Annotated in this window: 18 protein-coding genes and 1 pseudogene; 7 read left to right on the forward strand and 12 right to left on the reverse strand. The window is 74.7% G+C overall.

All coding sequences use genetic code 11. The annotated features are described in order from the left end of the window. Positions 1-157 precede the first annotated feature (157 nt). Positions 158-1,624 carry a carbohydrate porin gene (locus tag DT057_RS00395; protein WP_238313832.1) on the reverse strand — a complete coding sequence of 489 codons (1,467 nt, stop codon included), beginning with the start codon at positions 1,622-1,624 and terminating at the stop codon, positions 158-160. A 207-nt stretch (positions 1,625-1,831) separates the two neighbouring features. Further along, positions 1,832-2,814: pseudogene (locus DT057_RS37415) on the reverse strand (SGNH/GDSL hydrolase family protein); the annotation flags it as partial. A 199-nt stretch (positions 2,815-3,013) separates the two neighbouring features. Between DT057_RS37415 and DT057_RS00405 the strand changes: the two are divergent. Next, positions 3,014-3,502: a cupredoxin domain-containing protein gene (locus DT057_RS00405; protein ID WP_128560152.1), complete on the forward strand. Its 489-nt coding sequence runs from the start codon at positions 3,014-3,016 to the stop codon at positions 3,500-3,502. A 196-nt stretch (positions 3,503-3,698) separates the two neighbouring features. Here DT057_RS00405 and DT057_RS00410 read toward each other — a convergent pair whose 3' ends face one another. Beyond that, on the reverse strand, positions 3,699-4,232 hold the full coding sequence (locus DT057_RS00410) for a hypothetical protein (RefSeq protein WP_128560153.1): 534 nt from the start codon (positions 4,230-4,232) through the stop codon (positions 3,699-3,701). A gap of 992 nt (positions 4,233-5,224) precedes the next feature. Here DT057_RS00410 and DT057_RS37420 point away from each other — a divergent pair. The 4 genes from DT057_RS37420 to DT057_RS00425 all read left to right on the forward strand — a co-directional run bounded on the left by DT057_RS37420 (position 5,225) and on the right by DT057_RS00425 (position 7,898). After that, entirely contained in the window at positions 5,225-5,806 is a 582-nt protein-coding gene (locus tag DT057_RS37420; protein ID WP_407068123.1) for a hypothetical protein, read from the forward strand. A gap of 150 nt (positions 5,807-5,956) precedes the next feature. Then, positions 5,957-6,124 (forward strand): hypothetical protein, encoded by a 168-nt coding sequence (locus DT057_RS35920; protein ID WP_203236145.1) that lies wholly within the window; start codon positions 5,957-5,959, stop codon positions 6,122-6,124. Positions 6,125-7,086: 962 nt separating this feature from the next. Then, the gene (locus DT057_RS00420; protein WP_238313836.1) at positions 7,087-7,377 is read left to right on the forward strand and encodes a hypothetical protein; all 291 of its coding nucleotides are present in this window, start codon (positions 7,087-7,089) and stop codon (positions 7,375-7,377) included. Between the two features lie 110 nt (positions 7,378-7,487). Further along, the gene (locus DT057_RS00425) at positions 7,488-7,898 is read left to right on the forward strand and encodes a hypothetical protein (RefSeq protein ID WP_128560154.1); all 411 of its coding nucleotides are present in this window, start codon (positions 7,488-7,490) and stop codon (positions 7,896-7,898) included. 20 nt (positions 7,899-7,918) lie between these two features. Here DT057_RS00425 and DT057_RS37150 read toward each other — a convergent pair whose 3' ends face one another. Both DT057_RS37150 and DT057_RS00435 read right to left on the reverse strand, forming a co-directional pair. Further along, positions 7,919-9,640 (reverse strand): sensor histidine kinase, encoded by a 1,722-nt coding sequence (locus DT057_RS37150; RefSeq protein ID WP_128560155.1) that lies wholly within the window; start codon positions 9,638-9,640, stop codon positions 7,919-7,921. A gap of 101 nt (positions 9,641-9,741) precedes the next feature. Continuing rightward, on the reverse strand, positions 9,742-12,324 hold the full coding sequence (locus DT057_RS00435; protein ID WP_128560156.1) for a PAS domain-containing protein: 2,583 nt from the start codon (positions 12,322-12,324) through the stop codon (positions 9,742-9,744). Between the two features lie 372 nt (positions 12,325-12,696). Here DT057_RS00435 and DT057_RS00440 point away from each other — a divergent pair, with 372 nt between their 5' ends. Beyond that, on the forward strand, positions 12,697-12,951 hold the full coding sequence (locus DT057_RS00440; RefSeq protein ID WP_128560157.1) for a (2Fe-2S)-binding protein: 255 nt from the start codon (positions 12,697-12,699) through the stop codon (positions 12,949-12,951). Between the two features lie 149 nt (positions 12,952-13,100). On the opposite strand, the gene bfr is transcribed toward DT057_RS00440, so the two are convergent. From bfr to DT057_RS00465, 5 genes are all read right to left on the reverse strand, one after another. Beyond that, positions 13,101-13,598 (reverse strand): bacterioferritin, encoded by a 498-nt coding sequence (gene bfr / locus DT057_RS00445; protein ID WP_128560158.1) that lies wholly within the window; start codon positions 13,596-13,598, stop codon positions 13,101-13,103. Between the two features lie 120 nt (positions 13,599-13,718). After that, complete coding sequence (locus tag DT057_RS00450; protein ID WP_128560159.1) at positions 13,719-16,832, reverse strand: efflux RND transporter permease subunit; 3,114 nt, start codon at positions 16,830-16,832, stop codon at positions 13,719-13,721. A gap of 148 nt (positions 16,833-16,980) precedes the next feature. Beyond that, on the reverse strand, positions 16,981-18,057 hold the full coding sequence (locus DT057_RS00455; protein WP_128560160.1) for an efflux RND transporter periplasmic adaptor subunit: 1,077 nt from the start codon (positions 18,055-18,057) through the stop codon (positions 16,981-16,983). Then, complete coding sequence (locus tag DT057_RS00460; protein ID WP_238313852.1) at positions 18,054-19,100, reverse strand: efflux RND transporter periplasmic adaptor subunit; 1,047 nt, start codon at positions 19,098-19,100, stop codon at positions 18,054-18,056. The genes DT057_RS00455 and DT057_RS00460 overlap by 4 nt, the downstream gene beginning before the upstream one ends. A gap of 293 nt (positions 19,101-19,393) precedes the next feature. After that, entirely contained in the window at positions 19,394-19,657 is a 264-nt protein-coding gene (locus DT057_RS00465) for a hypothetical protein (protein WP_128560162.1), read from the reverse strand. An 85-nt stretch (positions 19,658-19,742) separates the two neighbouring features. Here DT057_RS00465 and DT057_RS00470 point away from each other — a divergent pair, with 85 nt between their 5' ends. Continuing rightward, the gene (locus DT057_RS00470; RefSeq protein WP_244937324.1) at positions 19,743-20,378 is read left to right on the forward strand and encodes a TetR/AcrR family transcriptional regulator; all 636 of its coding nucleotides are present in this window, start codon (positions 19,743-19,745) and stop codon (positions 20,376-20,378) included. Positions 20,379-20,414: 36 nt separating this feature from the next. Here the strand turns inward: DT057_RS00470 and DT057_RS00475 are convergent, their stop codons facing one another. Both DT057_RS00475 and DT057_RS00480 read right to left on the reverse strand, forming a co-directional pair. Beyond that, on the reverse strand, positions 20,415-21,641 hold the full coding sequence (locus DT057_RS00475; protein WP_128560164.1) for an AI-2E family transporter: 1,227 nt from the start codon (positions 21,639-21,641) through the stop codon (positions 20,415-20,417). Positions 21,642-21,770: 129 nt separating this feature from the next. Then, on the reverse strand, positions 21,771-22,226 hold the full coding sequence (locus DT057_RS00480) for a molybdenum cofactor biosynthesis protein MoaE (protein WP_128560165.1): 456 nt from the start codon (positions 22,224-22,226) through the stop codon (positions 21,771-21,773). Positions 22,227-22,326: the final 100 nt, after the last annotated feature.

The raw sequence follows: 22,326 nt of genomic DNA on the forward strand, positions 1-22,326 counted from the left end.
GCGCGGCCGGCCGGGGGCGGGACGAGGGGAGGGAGGGGCGCGGGGCGGTCGATCATGCGCGCCATCACGGGCCGCCGCGGCCTCGCCGTCAAGCGGGCGCCTCGCTTGCGCGGGCGCGCGAGTGGGCCGCCCCCGCGGCGCCGGGGCGTCCCGGCGCTCAGTACTGGATGGTGGCCCGGGCGCCGAACACCGCGGCGTTCCGGATCCGGCGGCCGCCCGCGTCGCGCGGGTTGGCGACGCCGCCGCCCGGGTGGAGCACGTACTGGATGTCCGGCTGCACGGTGAAGCCCGGCACGACGAGGGCCTGGTAGGTCGCCTCGATGACCGTCTCGGCGCTGCGGACCGGCGTGGCGACCCCGCCGTACAGGATTGCCTCCCGGTCGGCGCGGCGAGCCCGGCCGGCGATGCGCGCGTGGGCGACGCCGAGGCCCACCGTGTCGTCGGGGCGGCTCCCGAACAGGCCCTTGTAGGCGAGGCCGCCGTCGGCGTAGAGGTCGACGAGGCTGCTGCGGCTCGGCGACATGGCCAGGCGCGCGAAGGCGCTCAGGCCCTCGTCGTCCTGGCCTGGCTCGCGGTAGAGCGTCTGGTCGACGATGCCGTAGACGCCCGCATTGCCGCGCAGGCGGCGCGCGACGCCGTTCGACGAGGGATCGGCCAGGGACAGGCCCGCCGTGTCGCGCAGGGTGTCGTCGAAGCGGCCGAAATGCTGCCAGCCGCCGAGCGTGACGGTCCCGGGCAGCCCCCGGGAGCCCGGCTCGGTGTTGTAGGTGTAGGCGGCCTCCGCCACGACGAGGGCGGGGTCGCGGGTGCGGAAGTTCGTGCCGGTCCGGTCGAGCCGCTGCGGATCGACGGCGTTGCCGGGCCGCGCGGCGCCGGCCGGGTCCCCGTCGAAGAGGCCGATCTGGAGCGAGACATCCTTGTCCGGCACGTACTTCGCCCGCACCGCCGGGGTCGCGAGCGGGTAGGCCGGGCCGCCGCTCGGCAGGTCGAGGCCCGTGATGGCCGGCCAGCCGAAGGTCGAGTTCACGAACAGCGTCGCGGTCTGGCTCACGATGAACTCGGTGTCGGCGGCGAGCTGCCCGGCCCGGAGCGCCAGCGTGCCGTCGAGGAGCTTCTGGTCGAACCAGAGCACGTAGAGCCGGGTCGAGGGCAGCGCCTCGATGACGCTCGTCGCCAGGAGGTTGCCGACCGCGTAGCGCGACAGGCCGGTGCCGTGGATGAAGTAGGCGTTGGCGTGGAGCGTCGCGCCCTGCCAGCCGGCGATCGTCGCGAGGTCGAGGTTGAGCCTGAGGTTCAGGCGGTCCTCGACGATCGCGGTCCGGCGGAGGCCGCCCACCGGGTTGCCGAGCACGTCGGCAATGTAGGTCAGGCTGTACTCGACGCCGCGGGGCTTCAGGGCGGCGCGCAGGCCGAACGGGTCGGCCAGCGGCCCGAGAGAGGGCTCGACGGAGCGGACGTAGCCGCCGGAGGCCTGGCTCGTGGTCTCGGGCTGGGCGACGGCGGTGCGGATGTCGCCGCCGGCTCCCTCCAGCACGGGGACCCGGGCCTGCTGGGCCGGCGCGGGCGTCCCGAGCACGCCGAGGACGACGAGGACGAGCCCCGGCAGGTTACGCAACCCCTTCACGCCATCCCCTTGCAGCCGCGCGACGCACCGGGGCGCGATTATCACGCCGCGGCGCGGGCGGGGTAAGCCCCAGGCCGTCGGCCCGGGGCGGGGGACCGGCGCAACGCCGCGCGAGCGTGGCCTCGCGGCCACAACCCGGTCCGCCGGGCGGGCTCCCGCGGACCGGGCCCCGGGGGCCCGGGGCCGCCGCCGGGCCCCGCTCACCCNGGGGCGCCGGGCTCCGCCTGGGGCCGCGCCCGCGCCACGGCGCCGGCCGCGCCCGGGGCCGGCGCCGCGGCCCGGACGATGCCCTGGCCGAGGGCCTGCGCCAGGCAGTCGTAGCCGCGGTCGCCCATGTGGAAGCCGTCCTGCGCCAGCATCCCGGACAGGACCGTCGGGTCCTGCCGCCCCCATTCCCGCATCAGCGCGTAGCGCGAGAAGACCGGGACCCGGGCCGCCGCCGCCACGCTCGCCACGAGCCCGACGTAGCGCTCGTAGCGGGCGCGGTCCGGGATCGCCGGGTAGAACTGCTGATCGAGCAGGATGAGATCGATCCCGGCCCCGCGGACGAGCGCGACGCCGTGCTCCAGGAGGCCCCGGAACCGCGCCTCGTCGCCGCCCGTGACCGCGTCGTTGGTGCCGACCTGCCAGATGACGAGGTCGGGCTTGTCCGCCTGCCGGAGCGCCGCCTCCAGGCGCAGCAGGGTCTGGTCGGCGGTCTCGCCGCCGATGCCCGCGTTGACGACGCTCACCGGCGCGTCGCGCCAGGCCCGGGCGAGGGTGCCTTCGAGCTGGCGCGGATAGGCCCGGGCCGGGGAGGAGGCGCCAACACCCTCGGTGGAGGACGAGCCGATGGCCAGCACGCGCACCGGCCGGCCCCGCGCGACGTGCTGGCCGACGACGGGCAGGAGCATCCCGTCCGGGAGGGGCGCGGCGGCGGCGCATTCGGGGCCCGCGCCCGCGGGACCCGCGGGCGCCCGGCCGGCGCTCAGGAGAAATGCCGCGGCGAGGAGCGCGGCACCGCAGGGCCCGAGGCGGCCCGGGCGACGGGCCGCCCGGCCGGGACCAAACCGGAACATCATCGGAAGTACCGCACGAAGAGAGAGCGGGCAGGTCGCCCATGTCCGTTGGGTAACATGGCGATTTGTGCTGATCCAGCGGAAGTCGCCGCGGGCCGTCTGCCTGGCCCGACGCGTTGCGACTGTGGTCATCAGAAGCCTGCGGCCTCCGTCGCATTGTCTCGCGCGGACTCAGACTCGCTTAGGCTTGATCGTTTCTGCACGGAGGCGGCCGCTCCGGCGCGCGCCCGGACTGCCCCGGGGCGCCCGGCGGTCATGAGGTCGCGCCGGGCAACGATGGGACCGACCTCGCGTTCTCGCCTCACCCGCCCTGCCCGAGAGGCCGAACACCATGCCGTACCCGCCCAAGGCCGTTCCGTCGCGTCGCTCCGGCCTCGCGGCCTGCGCGGTCCTGCTGGCCGCGCTCCTGCCGAGCCTGCCCGCGTCCGCCGCCAACGACCTCCCGCCGCCCAAGGCGGGCGGCGAGGCCATGCCGCCCGTGGAGGTCACGATCACGGCGCAGAACGAGACGCCGCAATGCGCGCCCGCCGAGCTCCGGCTGCCGGCGCAGAGCAACGTCGACCTGCACGTGATCAACCAGTCCAACCTCCAGGTCTCGATCACGGCGCCGCAGATTTTTCAGAACAAGAACGTGCTGCACCACGACGGCGACGTCGTGCACGTGGCGAGCAACGACGCCTACCTGATCAAGGCGAACGGCAAGGGCGAGATTCGCCTGCGCACCATCGCGGCCGGTGAGTACACCTACGGCTGCACGAGCACGAACAGGCGGGATGCGACCTTCACGGGCAAGCTCACCCTGGTCGACCCGACGCGGTAGGGCCCGCGAGGCGCGTTCCGCGGCCCCCGGACGGGCGCGGGGCGCGGGGCGCGGGCCGGACCGCCGGGCCGCGGGCATGACCGGGCCGGCCGCGCCCGCGACGTCCCGGCCGCCGGCCCGGGAGTCCCCGGCCACCAGGACGGCCGTGGGCGGCGCATCGAGCGCGCTGTCGCGCCCGTTGGAACATCCCCGGCGGTCAGCAGCCGCAGCCGTACCCGTAGCCGTAGGTGGCCGCCGGCACGTAGGCCCCGCCGTACTCCACGCCGTAGGCGGCCGGCGCGTAGCCGCCGCTCGCCGGCGCGTACCCGCCATAACCGTCGATTGCCGGGGCGTAGCCGTAGGCGGCCGGCGCGTACCCGCCGCCATAGGCACCGTAGAGGCTGCCGGCCGCCACCCCGAGCCCGAGGCCGAGGCCGGCTGCGGCGAGCCCGTAGCCGCGGCGATGGCCGTAACCCCGCCCAGCGTAGACCCCGCCCCGGCCGCCGTAGCCGCCGGCGTGATACGCGCGCCCGTAACCGCCGTACCCACCCCGGATGCCGACGCCGCGATACCCGCCTGCGCCGCCCCGGTAGCCGCCGGCGCCGCCGTGGAAGCCGCCGCCATGGATCCCGCCTCCATGGATCCCGCCTCCATGGAATCCGCTGCCGCGGAAGCCGCCCGCCTCGGCCGCCCCGGGGGCGAAGGCGAGGGCGGCGAGGCAGGTGATTGACGTAAGGATGATGCGCTTCATGGAGTCCCCCGGGTTCCGGCCACCAAGTGATACTGAGATGAACCTTGGTTGATCCGGACCGCGGCCGAAACGAGTCAAAGTACGTACGGTCCCGCGTCCCGACGCTCGCCCGGGATCGATTCGGCCCGCCGCTCCCCACGACCGAGACGACGCGGAGCCGGAAGCGGCGGGCCGATCGCCGCCGCGTGACGCGGCAGCGCGGCCCGCCGCGGGAGGCCTGCCGGCAGGCCGGGGTGCGGTGGCGCGCGCTCCGGGGGGCTCAGGCCCGGACATCCCCCGTGCGGCGGGAGAGCGGGCCGACGGCGCGGCGCCTCGGGCCCGGCAGGGTGCCGACGGGTCGCGGCTGGTGTGCGCGGGAACCTTCGGTCCGGCAGCCGTCGGGCGCCGGCGATCATTGGCGGAGCCCCGGCGAGGCCCGCGGCCCGGCCTTCGCCGGGGCCGGCGCGACGGACGTCGCGCCGCTCAGGGCAGGGGGCGGGGGCGCTGGCGGTCCGGGCTCGACGCCTGGCGCCATGCACCCTCGAAGCCCTTGAGTTCACGCAGGGCGTGTGTTGCCAAGTACGGCTCTCCCAAGCGGACCGCCATCCTGAAGCACAGCTGTGCCAGCTTGATCCGGAAACTCGTGAACATCCTCCCGCCCCTTCATCGATCAGACGTGGAGTACGTTGATGCCTGACCTGTTCATCACCTCGATGCGCCTACTACGCTGAAGCGGCCCGGCACACAATCTGTCATCCTGACGTTACATCTCGACTGTAACCTCGCCCGGCCCGGGCACGCGGCCCGCGGGTCGCCCCCGGCCGATCGCGGGGCGGGCAGGGCCGCGGCATCGGGCCGACCCGCGCTTGCCGGGACGGGACGAACCGCTACATCCGGGGCGACAGGCCCCCAATGCCGCTCGGGCCGCCCGCCGGCCTGACGGGCGATCGGCCGCACCTGAGCCGCGGCCGTCCGGGCGGCCCGCGCCGACGGGCGCCACGAGGTGTTCGACCATGCCATCGACCTCCGCGCCGAGCGCCCGCGATCCGGGTCCGCGGCCCGCCCCGGGACGCCGTGCCGACCCGCACGCAGGCCCCGCCGCCCCGCCCCGCCGTCCCGCCGCCTCCCCGGTCCCGGAGGAGGGCCGGCCGCCGCGCCCGCGCGGCACCCGCGGAGGACTGGGCGTCCTGACGCTCGGGCGGAACCTGGTCGCGGCGGCCCTGCTCGCCGCCTCGGTCGGCCCCGCGCCGGCGCAGTCGCCGGCCCCCGCCGCGGAGAGCGAGACCATGCTGATGACCGTGTTCCTCAAGCACGATCAGGCCAAGAACCTCAAGGAGATCAACGCACAGCTCCAGAAGAACGGCTACTACGACCAGTTCCCGCCGCCCGGGACCGAGGTGGTGTCGTGGTACGTGGTGATGAACATCGGGCAGGTGGTCACGCTGAGGTTCCCGCCCTCGAAGCTGCGGGAGATCAACGTGGTGCTGGAGAACACCGCGTGGGGGCCCTACCGGACCGAGTTCTTCCCGACCTACGACTACAAGGCCCTGGCCGAGCAGCAGAAGCGCACGATGCAGAGCCCCCCGAGGCCGTGAGGCCGCGCCCCGGCGCCCCCGGCGCCCCCGGCGCGGCGGCCGGGAGCCCGCACCCCGCGCGGGCCGGGGGCCGGTGCCGTCAGAACCCGCGGGCACGCCCGCGGGTTGTACACCCGGCGGGCGGCCGACGCCCCGCATCGGGAGAGCGCCATGACGAGTACCGGCCCCGACAAACCGGGGGACAAGGCCGCGCCGGGAACCCCCGGGACCGGCGAGAACCTCTGCCCGCGCTGCCGCGGCAGCGGCCGGATCGAGTCCGGTCCCTGCCCGGACTGCGCCGGGACCGGCAAGGTGACGGAGCCGATCGGCGGGGCGTGAGGCCGCGGGCCCGCTCCATCTCGTCCATCACGATGGCGGCGAGGTCCGGCAGGCACGCGGATCGCTCGCCGCATCGGTGAGCACCCGGGTGCCCGGGCTGAGGATCGCCGAGGCGCGCAAGGCCCGGGCCGCGCGGGACCTCGGTCACGTCCGGGCCGTGGTGCGACTCGAACCAGATCCGGTCGTCGTCGACGATGCCGAGGACGGCGACCGGCACCCCGGACAGGCGCGCCGCGACCCGGGTGACGCGGTCGAACCCCCCGCCCGGCGGCGTGTCGAGGATCGCGTGAGGCGCACCGCGAGGCGCGCCGCCTCCTCGCGGCCCGGCGATGTCTCTCCGTGTCCGCCGTCGGATCCGTTCATGGCCGAGTATTCGCCCTGTGCAGTCGCCGTCCGATCGCGGCCAGACTGCCTCTCCGGCCGGTTGCAGGCCATCCCCGACACCCGCTTGACTGGTGTGTTCGCGCCTGGATTGCGAATACGTCGGGCCTAACACTCGCGGGGCGCCGGCCGCGTCTTGCCGAGCGGCCGGATCGCGCGGTCGCGATCAGTCGAAGACCGCCAAGGTCGGGCAGGAGAGCGCGCCGGACCGGCACGCGGCGCTCCGGCGCGGACCACGGGTTGCGCCGGTGTGGCAAACTGCTAAGCTTCGTTCACGAACGGGTCAGGATGGCACGGCCCGTCGGATGTGACGAGGGCTCTGCGCCCTCCCACGAGCCCGCCGCCGCGGCCGGCGGGCGTCCCGCACCGCGAGCGACGCGGTGCCCGCACCGCGAGCGACGCGGTGCCCGCACCGCGAGCGACGCGGTGCCCGACCCCCGCGCCCCCGGAGGGCGAGGGAGGGCTTGTCTCACCCGGGCGCGTCGTCGGGCCTGCCGGCCCGCCCAGCGCCGTCATCCCTGCCTGGCGGCAGGCTGCGCGGCCCGCGGCCCGGGCTCCCCTGCGCGAGAGGAATTTTGCCGATGATCGACCATGAGCGACGCCTGCTGAGCAAGGCCGCGACGGCCACCGAGGGCATGATCTCGGTCAAGCGCGAGCCGACCCGTGCCTGGCCGGGCGACCACAGCCGGCTCTGCGCCCTCGAGAACGACGGCCACCTGGACTTCCTGGGCGAGCAGGCCGGCCCGCACCTCGGCGGCACCTTCGCGATCTGGCGCATCACCGAGCAGGGCCGGGCCACGCTCACCGCCAAGGATCCGGGCCCCTCGCGCCGCGACGGCGTGCCGTCTGGGTCCCTCGGCGCCCTGCGCTAGAATGGAGGCTGACCCGAGGGCCTGAGCCGAGGTCCCGGTCCTGCCGGCGCCTCGCCGGCGGCCGGGCCCCTCGCCCCGGCCGCGCCCGGTCGGGCGGTCGAGGAGTGGCGATGGAGTACGTCTGCGACGTTCCCGGTGGGAAGACCTGGTTCCGCATCGAGACCGAATCCGAGGCGATCCAGGAATCCGCCCTGATGGGGCATGCCGTCGAGAAGCATTTCCGGCAGGCGCTGGCCCGCGCCGAGGCCGCCTACGTGCCGCCGCCCGGACCCTGGATCGAGCAGCAGATCGGCCTCAAGGCGCACCTGCGCCGGACCATGCCGATGTTCCTGACCCTGCGCGACCCGGAGGGCAACGGGCTCGCCACCGCCATGGTGCCGGCAGGGGCGGGCTGCCCGATCATCGTGGGGGTCGGCAACCGCGATCCCTACGCGGCCCATGCCGAGGCGATCCGCAGGCTCGGCGCGCATCTCGGCCTCTCGCTCGAGCGCGCGCGCTGCTACCCCTACGGGCGCGACTGAGCTCGGGCCGGGGTGCCCCCTCAGGCGGCCTCGCGGGCCGCGAGCGGCACCGCGAGCGTGCAGAGGAGGCCGCCCGGCGCGAAGTCGAGGCCGACGCGGCCGCCGAGCTCGCGCTCGATGCTCGCGTGGATCAGGCGGGTGCCGAAGCCGCGGCGGGCCGGCGGGGCCACCGCCGGGCCGTCGCTCTCCCGCCAGCGCAGGTGCAGGGCGTCGTCCCGGACCTCCCACGCCACCACCACCCGCCCGTCCTCGGCCGAGAGCGCGCCGTACTTCGCCGCGTTGGTGGCAAGCTCGTGCACCGCCATGCCGAGCGGAACCGCGACGTGGGGGCTGAGGGCGACGGCCGGGCCGTCGAGGGTGATGCGGTCGCGCCGCCCGCCCGCGTAGGGCTCGAGCTCCGCCGCCAGGATGCCCCGCAGGCCCGCGCTCTCCCAGTGGTTGGCGGTGAGCACGTTGTGGGTCTGCGACATCGCCAGCAGGCGGGCCTCGAAGCTGTGGGTGAAGCCCTCCAGGGAGGCCGCGTTGCGGGCGGTCTGGCGCGCCATGGACTGGACGGTCGCGAGGGTGTTCTTGACCCTGTGGTTCAGCTCGTGGATCAGGAGCTGCCGGCGCGCATCGGCGGCCTGGCGCTCCGCCGCCTCCTGGCGCAGCATCCGCGCGGCGGCGCCGAGCGCGTGGCCGATCGCGTGCGCCTCCCGCACGGCCGTCGCCGGCACCTGCATCGGCTCGCCCCGGCCGAGGGCCGCGGCGGCGACGGCGAGCCGGCGCAGGGGCCGCGCCAGGAGCCCGGCCGCGAACCAGCCGGCGCCGGCCGCCACCGTGGCCACCACGAGGCCCCAGAGCAGGATCTGGCGCCGCAGCTCGGCGACCGGCGCGAAGGCCTCGGACGCGTCCTGGCGCACCAGCACCGCCCAGCCGAGGCCCGGATAGTCCCGGTGGCCCCGGGTCGCCCGGTAGCCGGTCAGGTAGGTGTGCCCGTCCGGCCAGCGTTCCGCCGCGGTGCTGTCGCGGCCCGCCTGCACCTGCGCGACGCTCGGCAGGTGGCCCGCCAGCGTGCGACCGGCCAGGTCCTCGGGCCCGAGCAGCACCCGTCCGTCCCGCGAGAGCACCAGCGCGGCGACGCCGCGCCGCCCGTGCGAGGCCTCGCGCAGGCTCGCCTCCATGCCCCGGGCCCAGGCCCAGTCGAGGTGGCCCAGGACCACGCCCGCCAGGGTTCCGTCCTCGGCGTGGACGGGTGCCGCGATGTCGAGCACCCGCGGCGGGTCGGCCGGGTCGCGCCCCGGCCGCAGGGTGGCGAGCAGGAGCGCGTCGTGCACGTCGCCGACGTAGGGCCGCCGGCTGCCCTGCACGAAGTAGTCCCGGTGGCCGACGTCGAGTCCCTCGAGCGTGCCGGTGCTGGTCGCCTCGATCCGGCCCGCGGGCCCGACGAGCCCGATGATGGCGTAGTCCGGATAGGTGTCCTGCGCCCGGCGCAGCACCCGGCGCTTGCGGGCGAGGTCCGCGCCCGGGTCCCGGATCGTGTCGTCCTGCGCCAGGATCAGCATGTCGCGCCAGCGCTCGAACATGCTGCGGTCGAGCTGGCCCGCCATGTGGTAGGCGAGGTCGCTGAGCTCGGTCTCGATGCGCTGTTCCAGCCGGTCGCTCGCCACCCGGGAGGCCACGAGGGCGAGCACCAGGGTCGCCACCAGGCCCGCGGCCCCGAGACCGAGGGCCAGGAAGACGCGAAGCGGCGGCTGCGGCACGGCGGTCCTTCCGATGGCGGACCGCAGGGCCGCCCGCGCGGCCGAGGCGCGCGGCGGCCGCGCCGGCCCGGACCGGCGCGCCTCGGGTGCGGCCGGGGGCGTCAGGCCCGTGCCTCGATCATCGACCGCACCTTAGCGGTGAACGCCTCGATGGCGAAGGGCTTGGTGATCATCTGCATGCCCGGGGCGAGGTGGCCGTTGCCGAAGGCGGCGTTCTCGGCGTAGCCGGTGATGAACAGCACCCGCAGGGACGGCCGGGCCGCCAGCGCCTGGTCGACCATCTGGCGGCCGTTCAGCCCGGGCAGCCCGACATCCGTGATCACGAGGTCGACGCGGGCCCGGGCGTCCCCGAGGATGCCCAGGCCCGCCTGGCCGTCGGCCGCCTCCAGCACCTGGTAGCCGAGCTCCCCCAGGGTCTCGCCGATCAGCGCCCGCACGGTGGCGTCGTCCTCCACCACCAGCACCGTCTCGCCGCGCTCCGCCCGCGGCGGCGGCAGGCTCGGGGCCGGGGCGTGCGCGAGGGCCGCCTCGCCCCGGTGGCGCGGAAGGTAGAGCTTCACGCTGGTGCCCTGGCCGACCTCGGAGTAGATCCGGACGTGGCCGTCCGACTGCTTGGCGAAGCCGTAGATCATCGACAGGCCGAGCCCCGTGCCCTCGCCGAGGGGCTTCGTGGTGAAGAACGGGTCGAAGGCCCGGGCGATCACATCCGGGGCCATGCCGGCCCCGGTGTCGCTGACGCTGACGCAGACGTACTGCCCGGCCCTGACCCCGATCTCGCCGGCCACGTAGGCGTCGTCGAGATGCGCGTTGGCGGTCTCGATGGTGAGGTGGCCGCCCCCCGGCATGGCGTCGCGGGCGTTGATGGCGAGGTTGAGGAGCGCGTTCTCGAGCTGGTTGGGATCGCACAGGGTCGGCCAGAGGCCGCCCGCGACCACGAGCTCGAGCCGGACCCGCTCGCCGAGGGTGCGGCGCAGGAGGTCGTCCATCGAGGCGACGAGGCGGTTGGCGTCCACCGCCTGGGCCATCAGCGGCTGGCGCCGGGCGAAGGCGAGCAGCCGGTGGGTCAGGGCGGCGGCGCGCTGGGCCGACGTCGTGGCGAGGCTCGCGTAGCGCTCGAGGTTGTCGTGGCGGCCCTCGGACAGGCGCCGGCGCAGCAGGTCGAGCGCCCCCGTGATGCCGGTGAGGAGGTTGTTGAAGTCGTGCGCGATGCCGCCCGTGAGCTGGCCCACCGCCTCCATCTTCTGGGCCTGGCGGAGCGCCGCCTCGACCCGGGCGCGCTCCTCCATCTCGGCCGTCAGTCGGGCGTTGGCGGCCTCGAGGGCGGCGGTGCGCTCGCGCACCAGCGCCTCCAGCTCCTCGCGGCCGCGGGCCAGGGTCTCGCGCGCCCGCACCTGGTCGTCGATGTCGGTGCAGGTGCCGAACCAGCGCTGGATCGCGCCGGTCTCCGGGTCGCGGATCGGCATCGCCCGGCCGAGCACCCAGCGGTAGACCCCGTCGTGCCGGCGCAGGCGGTACTCGATCTCGTAGAGGTCGCCGGTGGCGAGCGAGTGGCGCCAGCGCCGCCACGCCTCGGGCTGCTCGTCGGCGTGGAAGATCGCGTTCCAGCCCTCCCCGTCGGTCGAGCCCGCCGGCATCCCGGTGAACTCGTACCAGCGGGCATTGTAGTAGTCGTGGTAGCCGTCCGGCCGCGTCGACCAGACCATCTGGGGCATCGACTCGGCGATGGCCCGGAACTTCAGGGCGGTGTCGCCGAGGGCCGATTGCGCGGCCTTCTCGGCCGTGATGTCGACGCCGAGCAGGTGCAGGCCGTGCACCGCCCCGTCCGGGCCGCGCTGGGGCACGTAGCGCACCAGGGCGTGGCGCTCGGCCTCCCCGGAGGCCCTCGCCTCGAAGGTGACGGTCTCGCCCGCGAAGGCCCGCTCGAGGTAGGGCGCCCGCTCGGCGTAGCGCGCCTCGCCCAGCACCGCCCGCATCGGGCACCCGACGATCCCGTCCCGGTCGAGCCCGAACCAGGCCGCGAAGTTCCCGTTGGCGAAGCGGTAGACCCGCCCGGCATCGATGGTCGCGATCAGCGCGGGGGCGGCCTCCGTGATCAGGTGGAGGTCGTCGCGGCTCGCCCGCGCGTCGCTCAGGGCGCGGTCGCGCTCGCGGAGCGCCCGGCGCAGCTCGAGCTGGGCCATCACCTGCCGGGCCAGCCCCGCGAGGGCCGCGGCCTGGCGCGGCGTCACCCCGTCGGGCCGCGGCCGCGTGTCGAGCACGCACAAGGCCCCGAGGGGCAGGCCCTCGGGGGTGAGGAGCGGGTGGCCGGCGTAGAAGCGCAGGGCCGGCGGGCCGGCAACCAGCGGGTTGCGGGCCGTGCGGGGATCCCGCGTCAGGTCGGCGATGACGAGGAGGCCCGGCTCCCGGAAGGTGTGGACGCAGACCGAGGCGTCGCGCCCGGTCTCCCGCAGGCCCAGCCCGGCCTCGGCCTTGAACCATTGCCGCTCCGCGGCGACGAGGCTGACGAGGGCAATCGGGGCGGCGCAGACCTCGCGGGCGAGCTGGGCCACGTCGTCGAACGCGGCCTCGGGCGTGGTGTCGAGGATCGCGTAGCCGTCGAGGGCCTCGAGGCGCTCGGCCTCGGTCCAGCCCGGCCGCGGGGCGTTCCTCGGTCCGGCGGTCCTGCGGTCGCGCGAGCTGCTCATCGAACTGATCCAGGCGGCCCGTTCGCGCGACGGGTTGACGCGGATCACAGCCGATAGACGGGCCGTGACCCATAGGCAACCGGCGAGTCGCGCAAGGGTTCATCCCCGGCCCGAGGGAGCCGGCCCCCGGCCCCCGGGCGGGCCGGCGCCCTCGGGCCGGGCGGGCGCCCGGTCCGGGCCGGGACCGTGCCGCCTGCCCGGCCGGAGGGCGTGCCTGCGTCCTCGTGTCCGCCCCGGGCGCGGCGGCTTGCCGAATCGCCGGGGGCAGGGTAACTTCTTGATTATGTTACAGTTTTCAATCGTTCTAATCTGAGGGAGCCGAGCCGGAGCGGGTCCGGCGGCTCTCCGCGAACCGGGTGTCACAGCCTCAGCATGATCGTCTGTTCCTGCAACGTCGTCTCCGACGGACAAGTGCGCGCGTGCCTCAGCCCCGGGCCCGCCTGCCCGCGCACGCCCGCCCAGGTCTACGCCTGCCTGGGCTGCAGCCCGAAATGCGGGCGCTGCGCACGCACGATCCGTGGCATCCTCGACCGTGCGCTGAGCGAGGCGCACGCCGCCTGCGCGACCACCTGCGGCGCCGCCTGCACGCTCAAGGCGGCGCCGGCGCTGCCCGCCGAGGCCGCCTGAGCCCTCAGGGCGCGTGAGCCCTCAGGGCGCGTGAGCCTTCAGGGCGCCTGAGCCCTCAGGGCGCCGCGCCGGCGCGCGTCGCGGCCGGGCGCGGCTCTCCGCAGGTCGCGGGCTGCCCGCGCGCCGACCCGGTTCGGCGGGGCGCGCCCTCACTCCGTCTCGGGCTCGATCTTCTCCAGGCCGCCGATGTGGCGCTGGGCGTAGAGCGGCAGGCCGACCTGCCGGATCAGCTCGATCTGGGTCTCCAGGAAGTCGATGTGGCCTTCCTCGTCGGCGGCCAGGTCCTCGAACAGCTGCTTGGACACCCGGTCGTTGATCGAGTCGCAGTACTTCGCGGCCTCGAGGTAGAGGCTGCGGGCCTCGTTCTCGGCCGCGAGATCGCACTCGATGATCTCCTGGACGTTCTGGCCGATCCGCAGCGGATCCAGCTCCTGGAGGTTCGGGAAGCCCTCGAGAAACAGGATGCGATCGACGAACCTGTCGGCGTGGTTCATTTCCTCGATGGATTCCTTGCGCCAGAACTTCGCAAGGTCAATGTAGCCCCAATCATTCAGCATCCGAAAATGCAGCCAGTACTGGCTGACCGCGGTGAGCTCGCTGCGCAAGCCGCGGTTCAGATACTCGACGACCTTTGCGTCACCCTTCATGCCCTGTCCTCCAGCGGCGCGCGGACGACCGGCCCGCTCCTTCGGAGTGCCTAGCTAGCAGCGATCCGGCGCCGGTTCCACCGGCATGAGCGATTCCAATCTGCCGGGGCCGCGGCGGCGTCACGCCTCCGCGCCGGCCAGGGGCGCCGGCCGGCGCCCGTCCGGCGCCGGCGCCGCGGCCGGCGCCGCGCTCCCGCCCGGGGGCGCCTTGATCCGGTACCAGCCGACGTAGAGGGCCGGCAGGAAGAACAGCGTCAGGAAGGTCGCCGCGATGATGCCGCCGATCATCGCGTAGGCCATCGGCCCCCAGAAGACCTCGCGGGCGATCGGGACCATGCCCAGGCTGGCGGCGGCGGCGGTGAGCAGGATCGGGCGCATGCGGTGGCAGGTCGCCTCCACGACGGCGTCCCAGGGGGCCATGCCCTCGGCCTCGAACTCCTCGATCTGCGACACCAGGATCACGGCGTTGCGGATGATGATGCCGACGAGGGCCAGCACGCCCAGGATCGCCACGAAGCCCATGGGCGCGCCGAAGGGCAGCAGGGCCGCCACCACGCCGATCAGCCCGAGCGGCGCGACGCTCGCCACCAGGAAGAGCTTCTGGAGGCTCTGGAGCTGGACCATCAGGAAGAACGCCATCACGAGCAGCATCACCGGCACCACGGCGGCGATCGGCCCCTGGCCCTTGGCGCTCTCCTCCACGGCGCCGCCGACCGCGAGGTCGTAGCCGGGCGGCAGTTCGGCCCGGAACCGCGCCATCGCGGGCTCAAGGGCCGCCACCACGGTCGGCGGCTGGGTGGCGTCCGTGATGGCGGCCCGCACCGTGATGGTCGGCATCCGGTCGCGGCGCCAGACGATCGGCTGCTCGAGGTCGTAGTGGAGCTTGGCGAAGGCGACGAGCGGCACCGTGGCGCCGCCCGCGGTCGGCACCTGCAGGCTCTGGAGCGTGTCGACCGAGCGGCGCTCCGGCCCCGAGGCCCGGCCCATCACGTCGACGAGGTAGATCGCGTCCCGCACCTGGGTGATCGAGGTGCCGCCGACGACGCCGTTCAGGATGCCGGCGATGTCCTGCGAGGTCACGCCGAGCTGGCGCGCCTTGTCCTGGAGGATCTCGACCCGCAGCACCTTGCCGGGCTCGTTCCAGTCGAAGGTCGGCAGGCCGATGTGCGGGTTCTGCGCCATCGCGCTGGCGAGCCTGAGCGCCTGGTCGCGCACGACCTGGAGGTCGGGGCCGCTGATCCGGTACTGGATCGGGCGGCCGACCGGGGGGCCGAGGTCGAGGGGATGCACGAACACGTCCGTTCCGACGAAGTCCCGGCGCGCGAGGTCGTCGAGGCGCGCGATGGTGCGCTCGCGCGCCTCGAGGGACACCGTCTCGATCACGATCTGGCCGAAGAACGCGTTGCCGAGCTGCTGGTCGAGCGGCAGGTAGAAGCGGATCGCCCCCTGGCCGACGTAGGAGCTCCAGCGCCGGATCAGGGGATCGTCCCGGAGAGCGGCCTCGAACCGATCCATCTGGACCCTGGTCTCGCCGATGCTGGCGTTCTGCGGCAGGGTCATGTCGACCAGCACCTCGGGCCGGTCGGAGGAGGGGAAGAACTGCTGCTGCACGTGGCCCATGCCGACGATCGCGAGCCCGAGCAGCCCGATGCAGGCCGCGACCGTGATCCAGCGCCAGCGCATCGCCGGCAGCAGCATCGCCCGGAACGCGGCGAGCAGCCGGCTCGGCTTCTCGTGGTGGCCCCGCATGGTCTTCGGCAGGATCTTGACCCCGATGAGCGGCGCGAACAGCACCGCCACCACCCAGGAGACCAGGAGCGCGGCCGCGATCACCACGAACAGCGAGTAGGTGTACTCGCCCGCCGCCGAGCCGTTGAAGCCGATGGGCAGGAAGCCCGCCACGGTGACGAGCGTGCCGGTGAGCATCGGGAAGGCCGTCGAGGTGTACGCGAAGGTCGCGGCCTTGTGCAGGCTGTCGCCGGCCTCCAGGCGCGCCACCATCATCTCGACGGTGATCATGGCGTCGTCGACGAGGAGGCCGAGGGCGATGATCAGGGCGCCGAGGGAGATGCGCTGGAGCGTCACCCCCATCACGTCCATGACCACGAACACGATCGCCAGGACCAGCGGGATCGAGAACGAGACCACGAGGCCCGCGCGCAGGCCGAGGCTCAGGAACGACACCACCAGCACGATCACCACGGCCTCGACCAGGGCCTTGGTGAAGCCGCCGACCGCCTCCTCGACGATGCGGGGCTGGTCCGAGACGAGGTGGATGCCCACCCCCACCGGCAGCTCGGCCTCGACCTGGCGCATGCGCGCCTTCAGGTCCTCGCCGAACTGGAGCAGGTTGCCGCTCTGCTGCATGGCGACGGCGAGCCCGATCGCCGGCTGGCCGTTGTAGCGGAACAGCGCCTGGGGCGGGTCGGTGTAGCCCCGGTGGATCTCCGCCACGTCCGAGAGCCGGAAGAAGCGGTCGTTGATGCGCAGGTTGATGGCCTTGAGGCTGCTCTCGTCGGCGAACTGGCCGCCGACCCGCACCGAGACCCGCTCCGGCCCGGCCTGGATCACGCCCGAGGGGGCCACCGCGTTCTGGGCCTGGAGGGTCTTGATCACCGCCTGCGAGTCGATGCCGAGGCCGGCGAGCTTGCGGGTCGAGAAGTCGAGGTAGATGACCTCGTCCTGGGCCCCGAGCAGCTGGGTCTTGCCGATGTTCTTGACCTTGATGATCCCGGTGCGCACCCGCTCGACGTAGTCGCGCAGCTGGCGCATCGAGAGCCCGTCCGCCGTGAAGGCGTAGACGTTGCCGAAGACGTCGCCGAACTCGTCGTTGAAGAACGGGCCCTGCATGCCCGACGGGAACGTGCCCTTGATGTCGCCGAGCCGCTTGCGGACCTGGTAGAACAGCCACGGGATGGTCTTGGGCGGGGTCGTCTCGCGCAGGTTCACGAACACCGTCGCCTGGCCGGGCGTCGTGTAGCTGCGCGTGTAGTCCACCGCGTTGATCTGCTGGAGCTCCTTCTCGATGCGGTCGGTGACCTGCTCGAGGGTGTCGCCGATGGTGGCGCCGGGCCAGCTCGCCTGCACCACCATGGTCTTGATGGCGAAGGCGGGATCCTCCTCGCGGCCGAGGTTGCGGTACGACATCGCGCCGGCGACGACCGAGACCGCCATCAGGAACCAGATGAAGGAGCGGTGCGCGAGCGCCCATTCGGAGAGGTTGAGGTGCTTCATGGGCTCGATCGCATCGTCTCCCTCCCGGCCGGGAGGGCGCCCCCACGGGCGGGGGGCGGACAGGGGGGACCGGCGCGCGGCCGGGGCGCCGGGTCGGGCGGGGTCTGGGCCCCGCCGGGCGGAACCGGTGGCGGCCCGCCGGGCGGCGTCAGAGCCCGGACGCGGCCAGGCGCACGGCCTGGCCCTCCGCGAGGCTGTGGACGCCCGCCACCGCCACCCGCTCGCCGTCCGCGAGGCCGCTGCCGACCGTCACGGCGTCGCCCTCCCGGGCGACCACCGCGACGTCGCGGCGCGTGACCGACTTGCCGTCGGGCGCGACGACCCAGACGCTGGTGCGGCCGTCCGCCTCCAGGAGGGCCGCCGCCGGCAGGGTGATGCGGGGCGGGGTGCTCTGCGCGAGCGCCACCGTGACGGTGGTGCCCAGGCGGAACGCCTCCGGCGGGTCGACCAGGGTCATGCGCACCCGCCGGGTGCGGGTGGCCGGGTCGGCGAGGGGGCCGACCTCGCGCACGCGCCCCTTCGCGGTGATCGCCGGGGCCGCCTGGAGGGTGACCGTGAACACCGTGCCGGCCTTGGCGTCCGCCATCAGGGCGTCCGGGATGTCGACCACCGCCTCGCGGATGTCGGGCCGGGCCACCGTCACCACCGCCTGCCCGGCGCTCACGACCTGGCCGACCTCGGCGCTCCAGGCCGTGACCACGCCGTCGACGTCGGACCGCAGGGTCGCGTAGCCCAGCTCGTCCTCGACCTTCTGGAGCGCCGCCTTGGCCTGGGCCAGGCGGGCCGCGGTGGTGTCGCGGCTCGCGACCGCGCCGTCGAGCTGGGCCTGGGTGACGTTGCCGCCCTCGAACAGGGTGCGCTGGCGGTCCCGCGTGGCGCTGGCGTTGGCGAGCTGCGCCTCGGCGTCCGCGACGTCGGCCCGGCCGCGGGTCACGGCGAATTGCAGCACGGTCGGGTCGAGGGCGGCGAGCCGGGTGCCCCTGGGCACGAGGTCGCCGACGTAGACGTCGCGGGCGACCATCCGGCCGGCGATGCGGAAGCCCGCCTGCGTCTGGTAGCGCGGCTCCACCGTGCCGGCGAAGGGCCCGAAGGTCTCGACGGTCCGGGGGGTCACCCGGGTGGTGAGGACCGGGCGCACGGGCGGCGGCGCCTCGGCCGTCTCGGGCCCGCAGCCCGCGAGAGCGAGGGCGAGGACCCCGAGGAGGGGGGCGGGCCGGCGCCTCACGGCGTGCCCTCGCCCGCCACCGCCACGGCCTGGCCGGGGCGCAGGAGCTGGATGCCCGCCGTGACCACCTGCTCGCCCGGGGCGACGCCGCCGGAGAGCACGATGGCCGAGCCGGCGTAGCGCGCGATGCCGACGGTCTTGGGCGTCACGGTGCGGCTCTCCGGGTCCAGCACCCAGACGGCCGGGCGGTCGCGCCAGCGGAAGAGGGCGCTCCAGGGCAGGGTCACGGCCTCCTGCGGGCGGAACCGGCCGCGGCCGATCACCACGGCGCCGAGGCTCATCGCGGCCGGGGCCGGGTCGAGCCCGATCTTCACCCGGACGCCGCCCGAGGACGGGTCGACGGCGGGCGAGATCTCCCGCACCGTGCCGACGGCGCGCACCCGCGGGTCGGATTGCAGCAGGATCTCGACCTCCCGGCTCTCGGGCGGTTCGGCGAGCAGGGTCTCGGAGACGATGAACACCGCGTCCCGCGTGCCGTCCTGCGCCAGGGTGAACACGGTCTGGCCCGACTGCACGACCTGCCCGGCCTCGGCGTTGCGGGCCGTGATGATGCCGGCGACCCCGGCCTTGAGGTCCGTGTAGGAGAACTGCTCCCGCGCGGTGGCGAGGGCCGCCTTCGCGGAATCGACGGAGGCCTGGGTGGTGCGCAGGGTCTGCTCGGCCTGATCGTAGGTGGTGCGGGTGGTGTAGCCGCTGCGCATCAGCGATTGCTGGCGCTCGAACGTGACCTTGGCCTGCGTGGCGAGCGCCTCGGCCGAGGCCAGGGCGGCCTGGGCGGTGTCGACGTTCACCTGCTGCTCCTGCTGCTCGAGGCGCGCCAGGACCTGGTCGGCCTCCACGTGCTCGCCGACCTCCACGAGGCGCGCGCGGATCTTGCCGCTGACCCGGAAGGCGACGTTGCTCAGGAACTTGGCCTGGATGTCGCCGGTCAGCACGACCTCGGCCGAGACCGGCGCCCGCGCGGCCGTGACGACCTTGACCTGCGCCAGGGCGCGGTTCCCGGTCCGGGCGGCCTCGTCCGCCGCCGCCCCGGCCGCCGGCATCGCGGCGCCGGCCGAGGGAGCGGCCGGCGCCGTCTCGGCCCGCGCCGGCAGGGCCGCGCAGGCGGCGAGCAGCCCGAACTGGAGGATGGCCCCGTGTCGCATGGTCGGTGTGATCGTCTCTCTCCGGCGTGGCCGGCGGCCGTGCCGCCGCGGGTCGCGGGGGTGCGGGTTCTGGGTGAAGGAGCGGCCGCGAGGGGGCGTCAGCGGCCGCTCCTTCCAGGCGTCCGGTGGGCGTGACCGCCCGCCGGGCGCCTGTTCGGTACGCCCCGGCGCGCCGGGGCGAGGCGGATGGGTCAGAGCCCCTCGGCCGCGCACGCCGCCGGCGCGGCGCAGCCCGGCGCGGCCGGGTCGGTCCGGGTCCAGGCGAGCAGGCCGGTCCAGCCCGCGAGAGCGAGCAGCAGCAGGGCGACCGTGCCGGGCGAGAAGAAGCGCCGGGGCAGGAGCCGCTGTCCCGCCGCGACGGGCGGCGCGTGCAGGTCGAGGCCGTTCGGCAGGCGCGTGATCCCGGCGCCGCGGGATGCGTTGTCGTGGAGGGCGCCGGCCAGCGAACGGGTCATCGCACGAACTCCTTGAGGGCGATGGCGATGATGTACTAATAACTGACTGGTTGGTCAATAAGGGATCGCGATGACATCCGCGCGAGTGAGCCCGCGGCAGCGGCGCAAGGAGGAGCGGCCCGGGGAGATCCTCGAGGCCGCGTTCGAGGAATTCGCCCGCTCGGGCTTCGCCGGCACCAAGCTCGACGACGTGGCGGCCCGGGCCGGGATCACCAAGGGGACGATCTACCTCTACTTCGCGAGCAAGGAGGAGCTGTTCATCGCCACCGTGAAGGAGCTGAACCGCCCGATCCGGGAGAACCTCGCGGCGCTGACGGCCGCCGCGCAGGGGCCCGCGATGACGATCCTGCGCCGCCACTTCGCCTTCGTGTACGACCACATGGTGGAGGACCGCCGCGCCCGCGAGGTGATGCGGATGCTGCTCGCCGAGGTCAGCCGCTTCCCCGACCTCGCGGCGCGCTGGCACGCGGAGGTGATCGGGCCGGCGGTCGAGACCCTGCGGGGCGTGGTGCGCTACGGCATCGCCCGGGGCGAGTTCCGCCCCTCGGCCGCCGAGGAGTTCCCCCACCTGCTGTTCGCCCCGGTGATGATGGCCTGCACCTGGCGCCTGATGTTCGGCGACGCCCACGCCCTCGACGGCGCGGAGTACCGGGAGGCCCATCTCGACCTCATGGAGAAGAGCCTCCTGCGGACCCCCGACCGGGGGGCGGCCGCGGTCTGAGGGCGCTCCCCGCGCCGCGCGCGCCGCCGGCGCCGCTCAGGCGGGCCCGGCCTTCTCCCCCAGCGTGTCCTCGATGTAGAGCCGGTCGAGCAGCACCTTCCCGACCGCCATCAGGGGCAGGGCCAGGGCGATGCCCCAGATGCCGAACAGCACGCCGAGCAGGATCTGGCCGGCGAACAGGGTGGCGGGCGGGATGTCCAGGGCCTTCTTCTGGATGAAGGGCGTGAGCACGTAGCTCTCCAGCGTCTGCACCAGGAGGTAGACCGCGAGCCCGCCGAGGGCGCCCTTCATGCCCGAGGCGAGGCCGGCCAGCACGATCACGATGCCGGCGACGAGCGCCCCGATGGTCGGGATGAAGCAGAGGAGGCCGGCCTGGAGGCCGAGGATCAGGGCCCCGTCGAGGCCGAGCAGGGTCAGGCCGAGCCAGACGCAGACGAAGACCGCCGCCATGATGACGAGCTGGCCGAACAGCCAGTGGCGCAGGGTCGCGGCGATGTCGTCGGCCACCGAGGCCGCGTGGGCCCGGTGGCGCCCCGGCACGAACCGCAGCAGGCCGTCGCGGTAGAGCCGGGGCTGGGCCGCCACGAACAGGCCGAGCACCACCACCACGAACACGTTGCCGATGGCGCCGAACACCGCCAGCACGATGGTCGAGGCCTGCCCGAGCACGCTGCCGGCATCCGACAGGAGCGTGCCCGGGCTCGGCAGGCCGCCCGCGCCCGGGGAAGCGGCCTCGCCCCGCGGGGGGGCCTTCTCCTGCGACGGGGCCTGGCCCGGGGAGGGGGGCTGGTCCTGGGAGGGAGCTTGGCCCTGGGAGGGGGCCTGGCCCTGCGGCGGGGAGCCCCGCTCGCCGGCCTGCGGGCCGGGCAGCGGGAGCTTGCCGGTGTCGAGGAACCGGGTGTCGACGCCGTGCGCCTCGAGCCAGGACCGCACCGTGCCGGTCTGCTGCTTCAGGGTCTGGCCGAGGCGCTCGGCCTGGCCCGCCAGCGTGGCGCCGCCGAGGCCCACCATCCCGAGCACGAGCGCCGTCAGCAGCACGCTGACGCATGCGAGCCGCAGGCCGTGGCCGAGGGGCAGCACGCGGCCGAGGTAGTGCGTCAGGCCGTCGAGGAAGACCGCGCACAGGATGCCGGCGAAGATCAGCAGCAGCGTGTCGACCGCCCGCCAGGCCAGCATCAGGAGCGCCGTGAACAGCACCACCCCGATCCCGGCGAGGAAGAGCGACCGGGCGCCGGCCCGTGGTGCGTGCGTGGTGTCCTGCATGGGCCTGGTGCCTCCGCCGCGCGAGCGCGCGTCCCGGCCAGGGCAGATAGCCGGATTCGCGCCCCGGGGCGATGGCTGCGCCGCGCGCAACGCCCGAAATCCCGGGCCCGGGCGCCGGCGCCCGCCCTCTCACCAGCGCGCCGCGGCGGCCGCGTCGTGCTCCATCGCCTCGACCCAGCCGCCCACCGTGCCGTCCGCCCGGTGCTCGCGCTTCCAGAACGGGGCGCGGGTCTTGAGGTAGTCCATCAGGAAGCTCGCGGCCTCGAAGGCGGCGACGCGGTGGGACGAGGCGGTGAGCACCAGGACGATGCCCTCCCCGGGACGGATCAGGCCGTGGCGGTGGATCGCCACCGCGGCCTGGAGCGGCCAGCGCGCGGCCGCCTCGGCCAGCACCCGCCCGACCTCGGCCTCGGCCATGCCGGGGTAGTGCTCCAGCTCGAGGGCGGCGAGCCGGCCGTCCTCGTCGCGGCAGAGGCCCGTGAAGCTCACCACGGCGCCGGCCCGCCCGCCGAGATCCGCCGTCAGGGCGGCGATCTCGGCCGCGACGTCGAAGGGCTCGGGCTGGATCGAGAGGCGCGGGGTCATGGCGGGTCCGGGGCGGGTCCGTGGCGGGGCGGGTCCCGCCTCCCTACCACGACGGCGGGCCGCGCGCCGATTCGGCGGCGGGGCTGGCGGATGACCGGCC

This window comes from Methylobacterium crusticola, from assembly GCF_003574465.1.
Taxonomy (GTDB): domain Bacteria; phylum Pseudomonadota; class Alphaproteobacteria; order Rhizobiales; family Beijerinckiaceae; genus Methylobacterium; species Methylobacterium crusticola.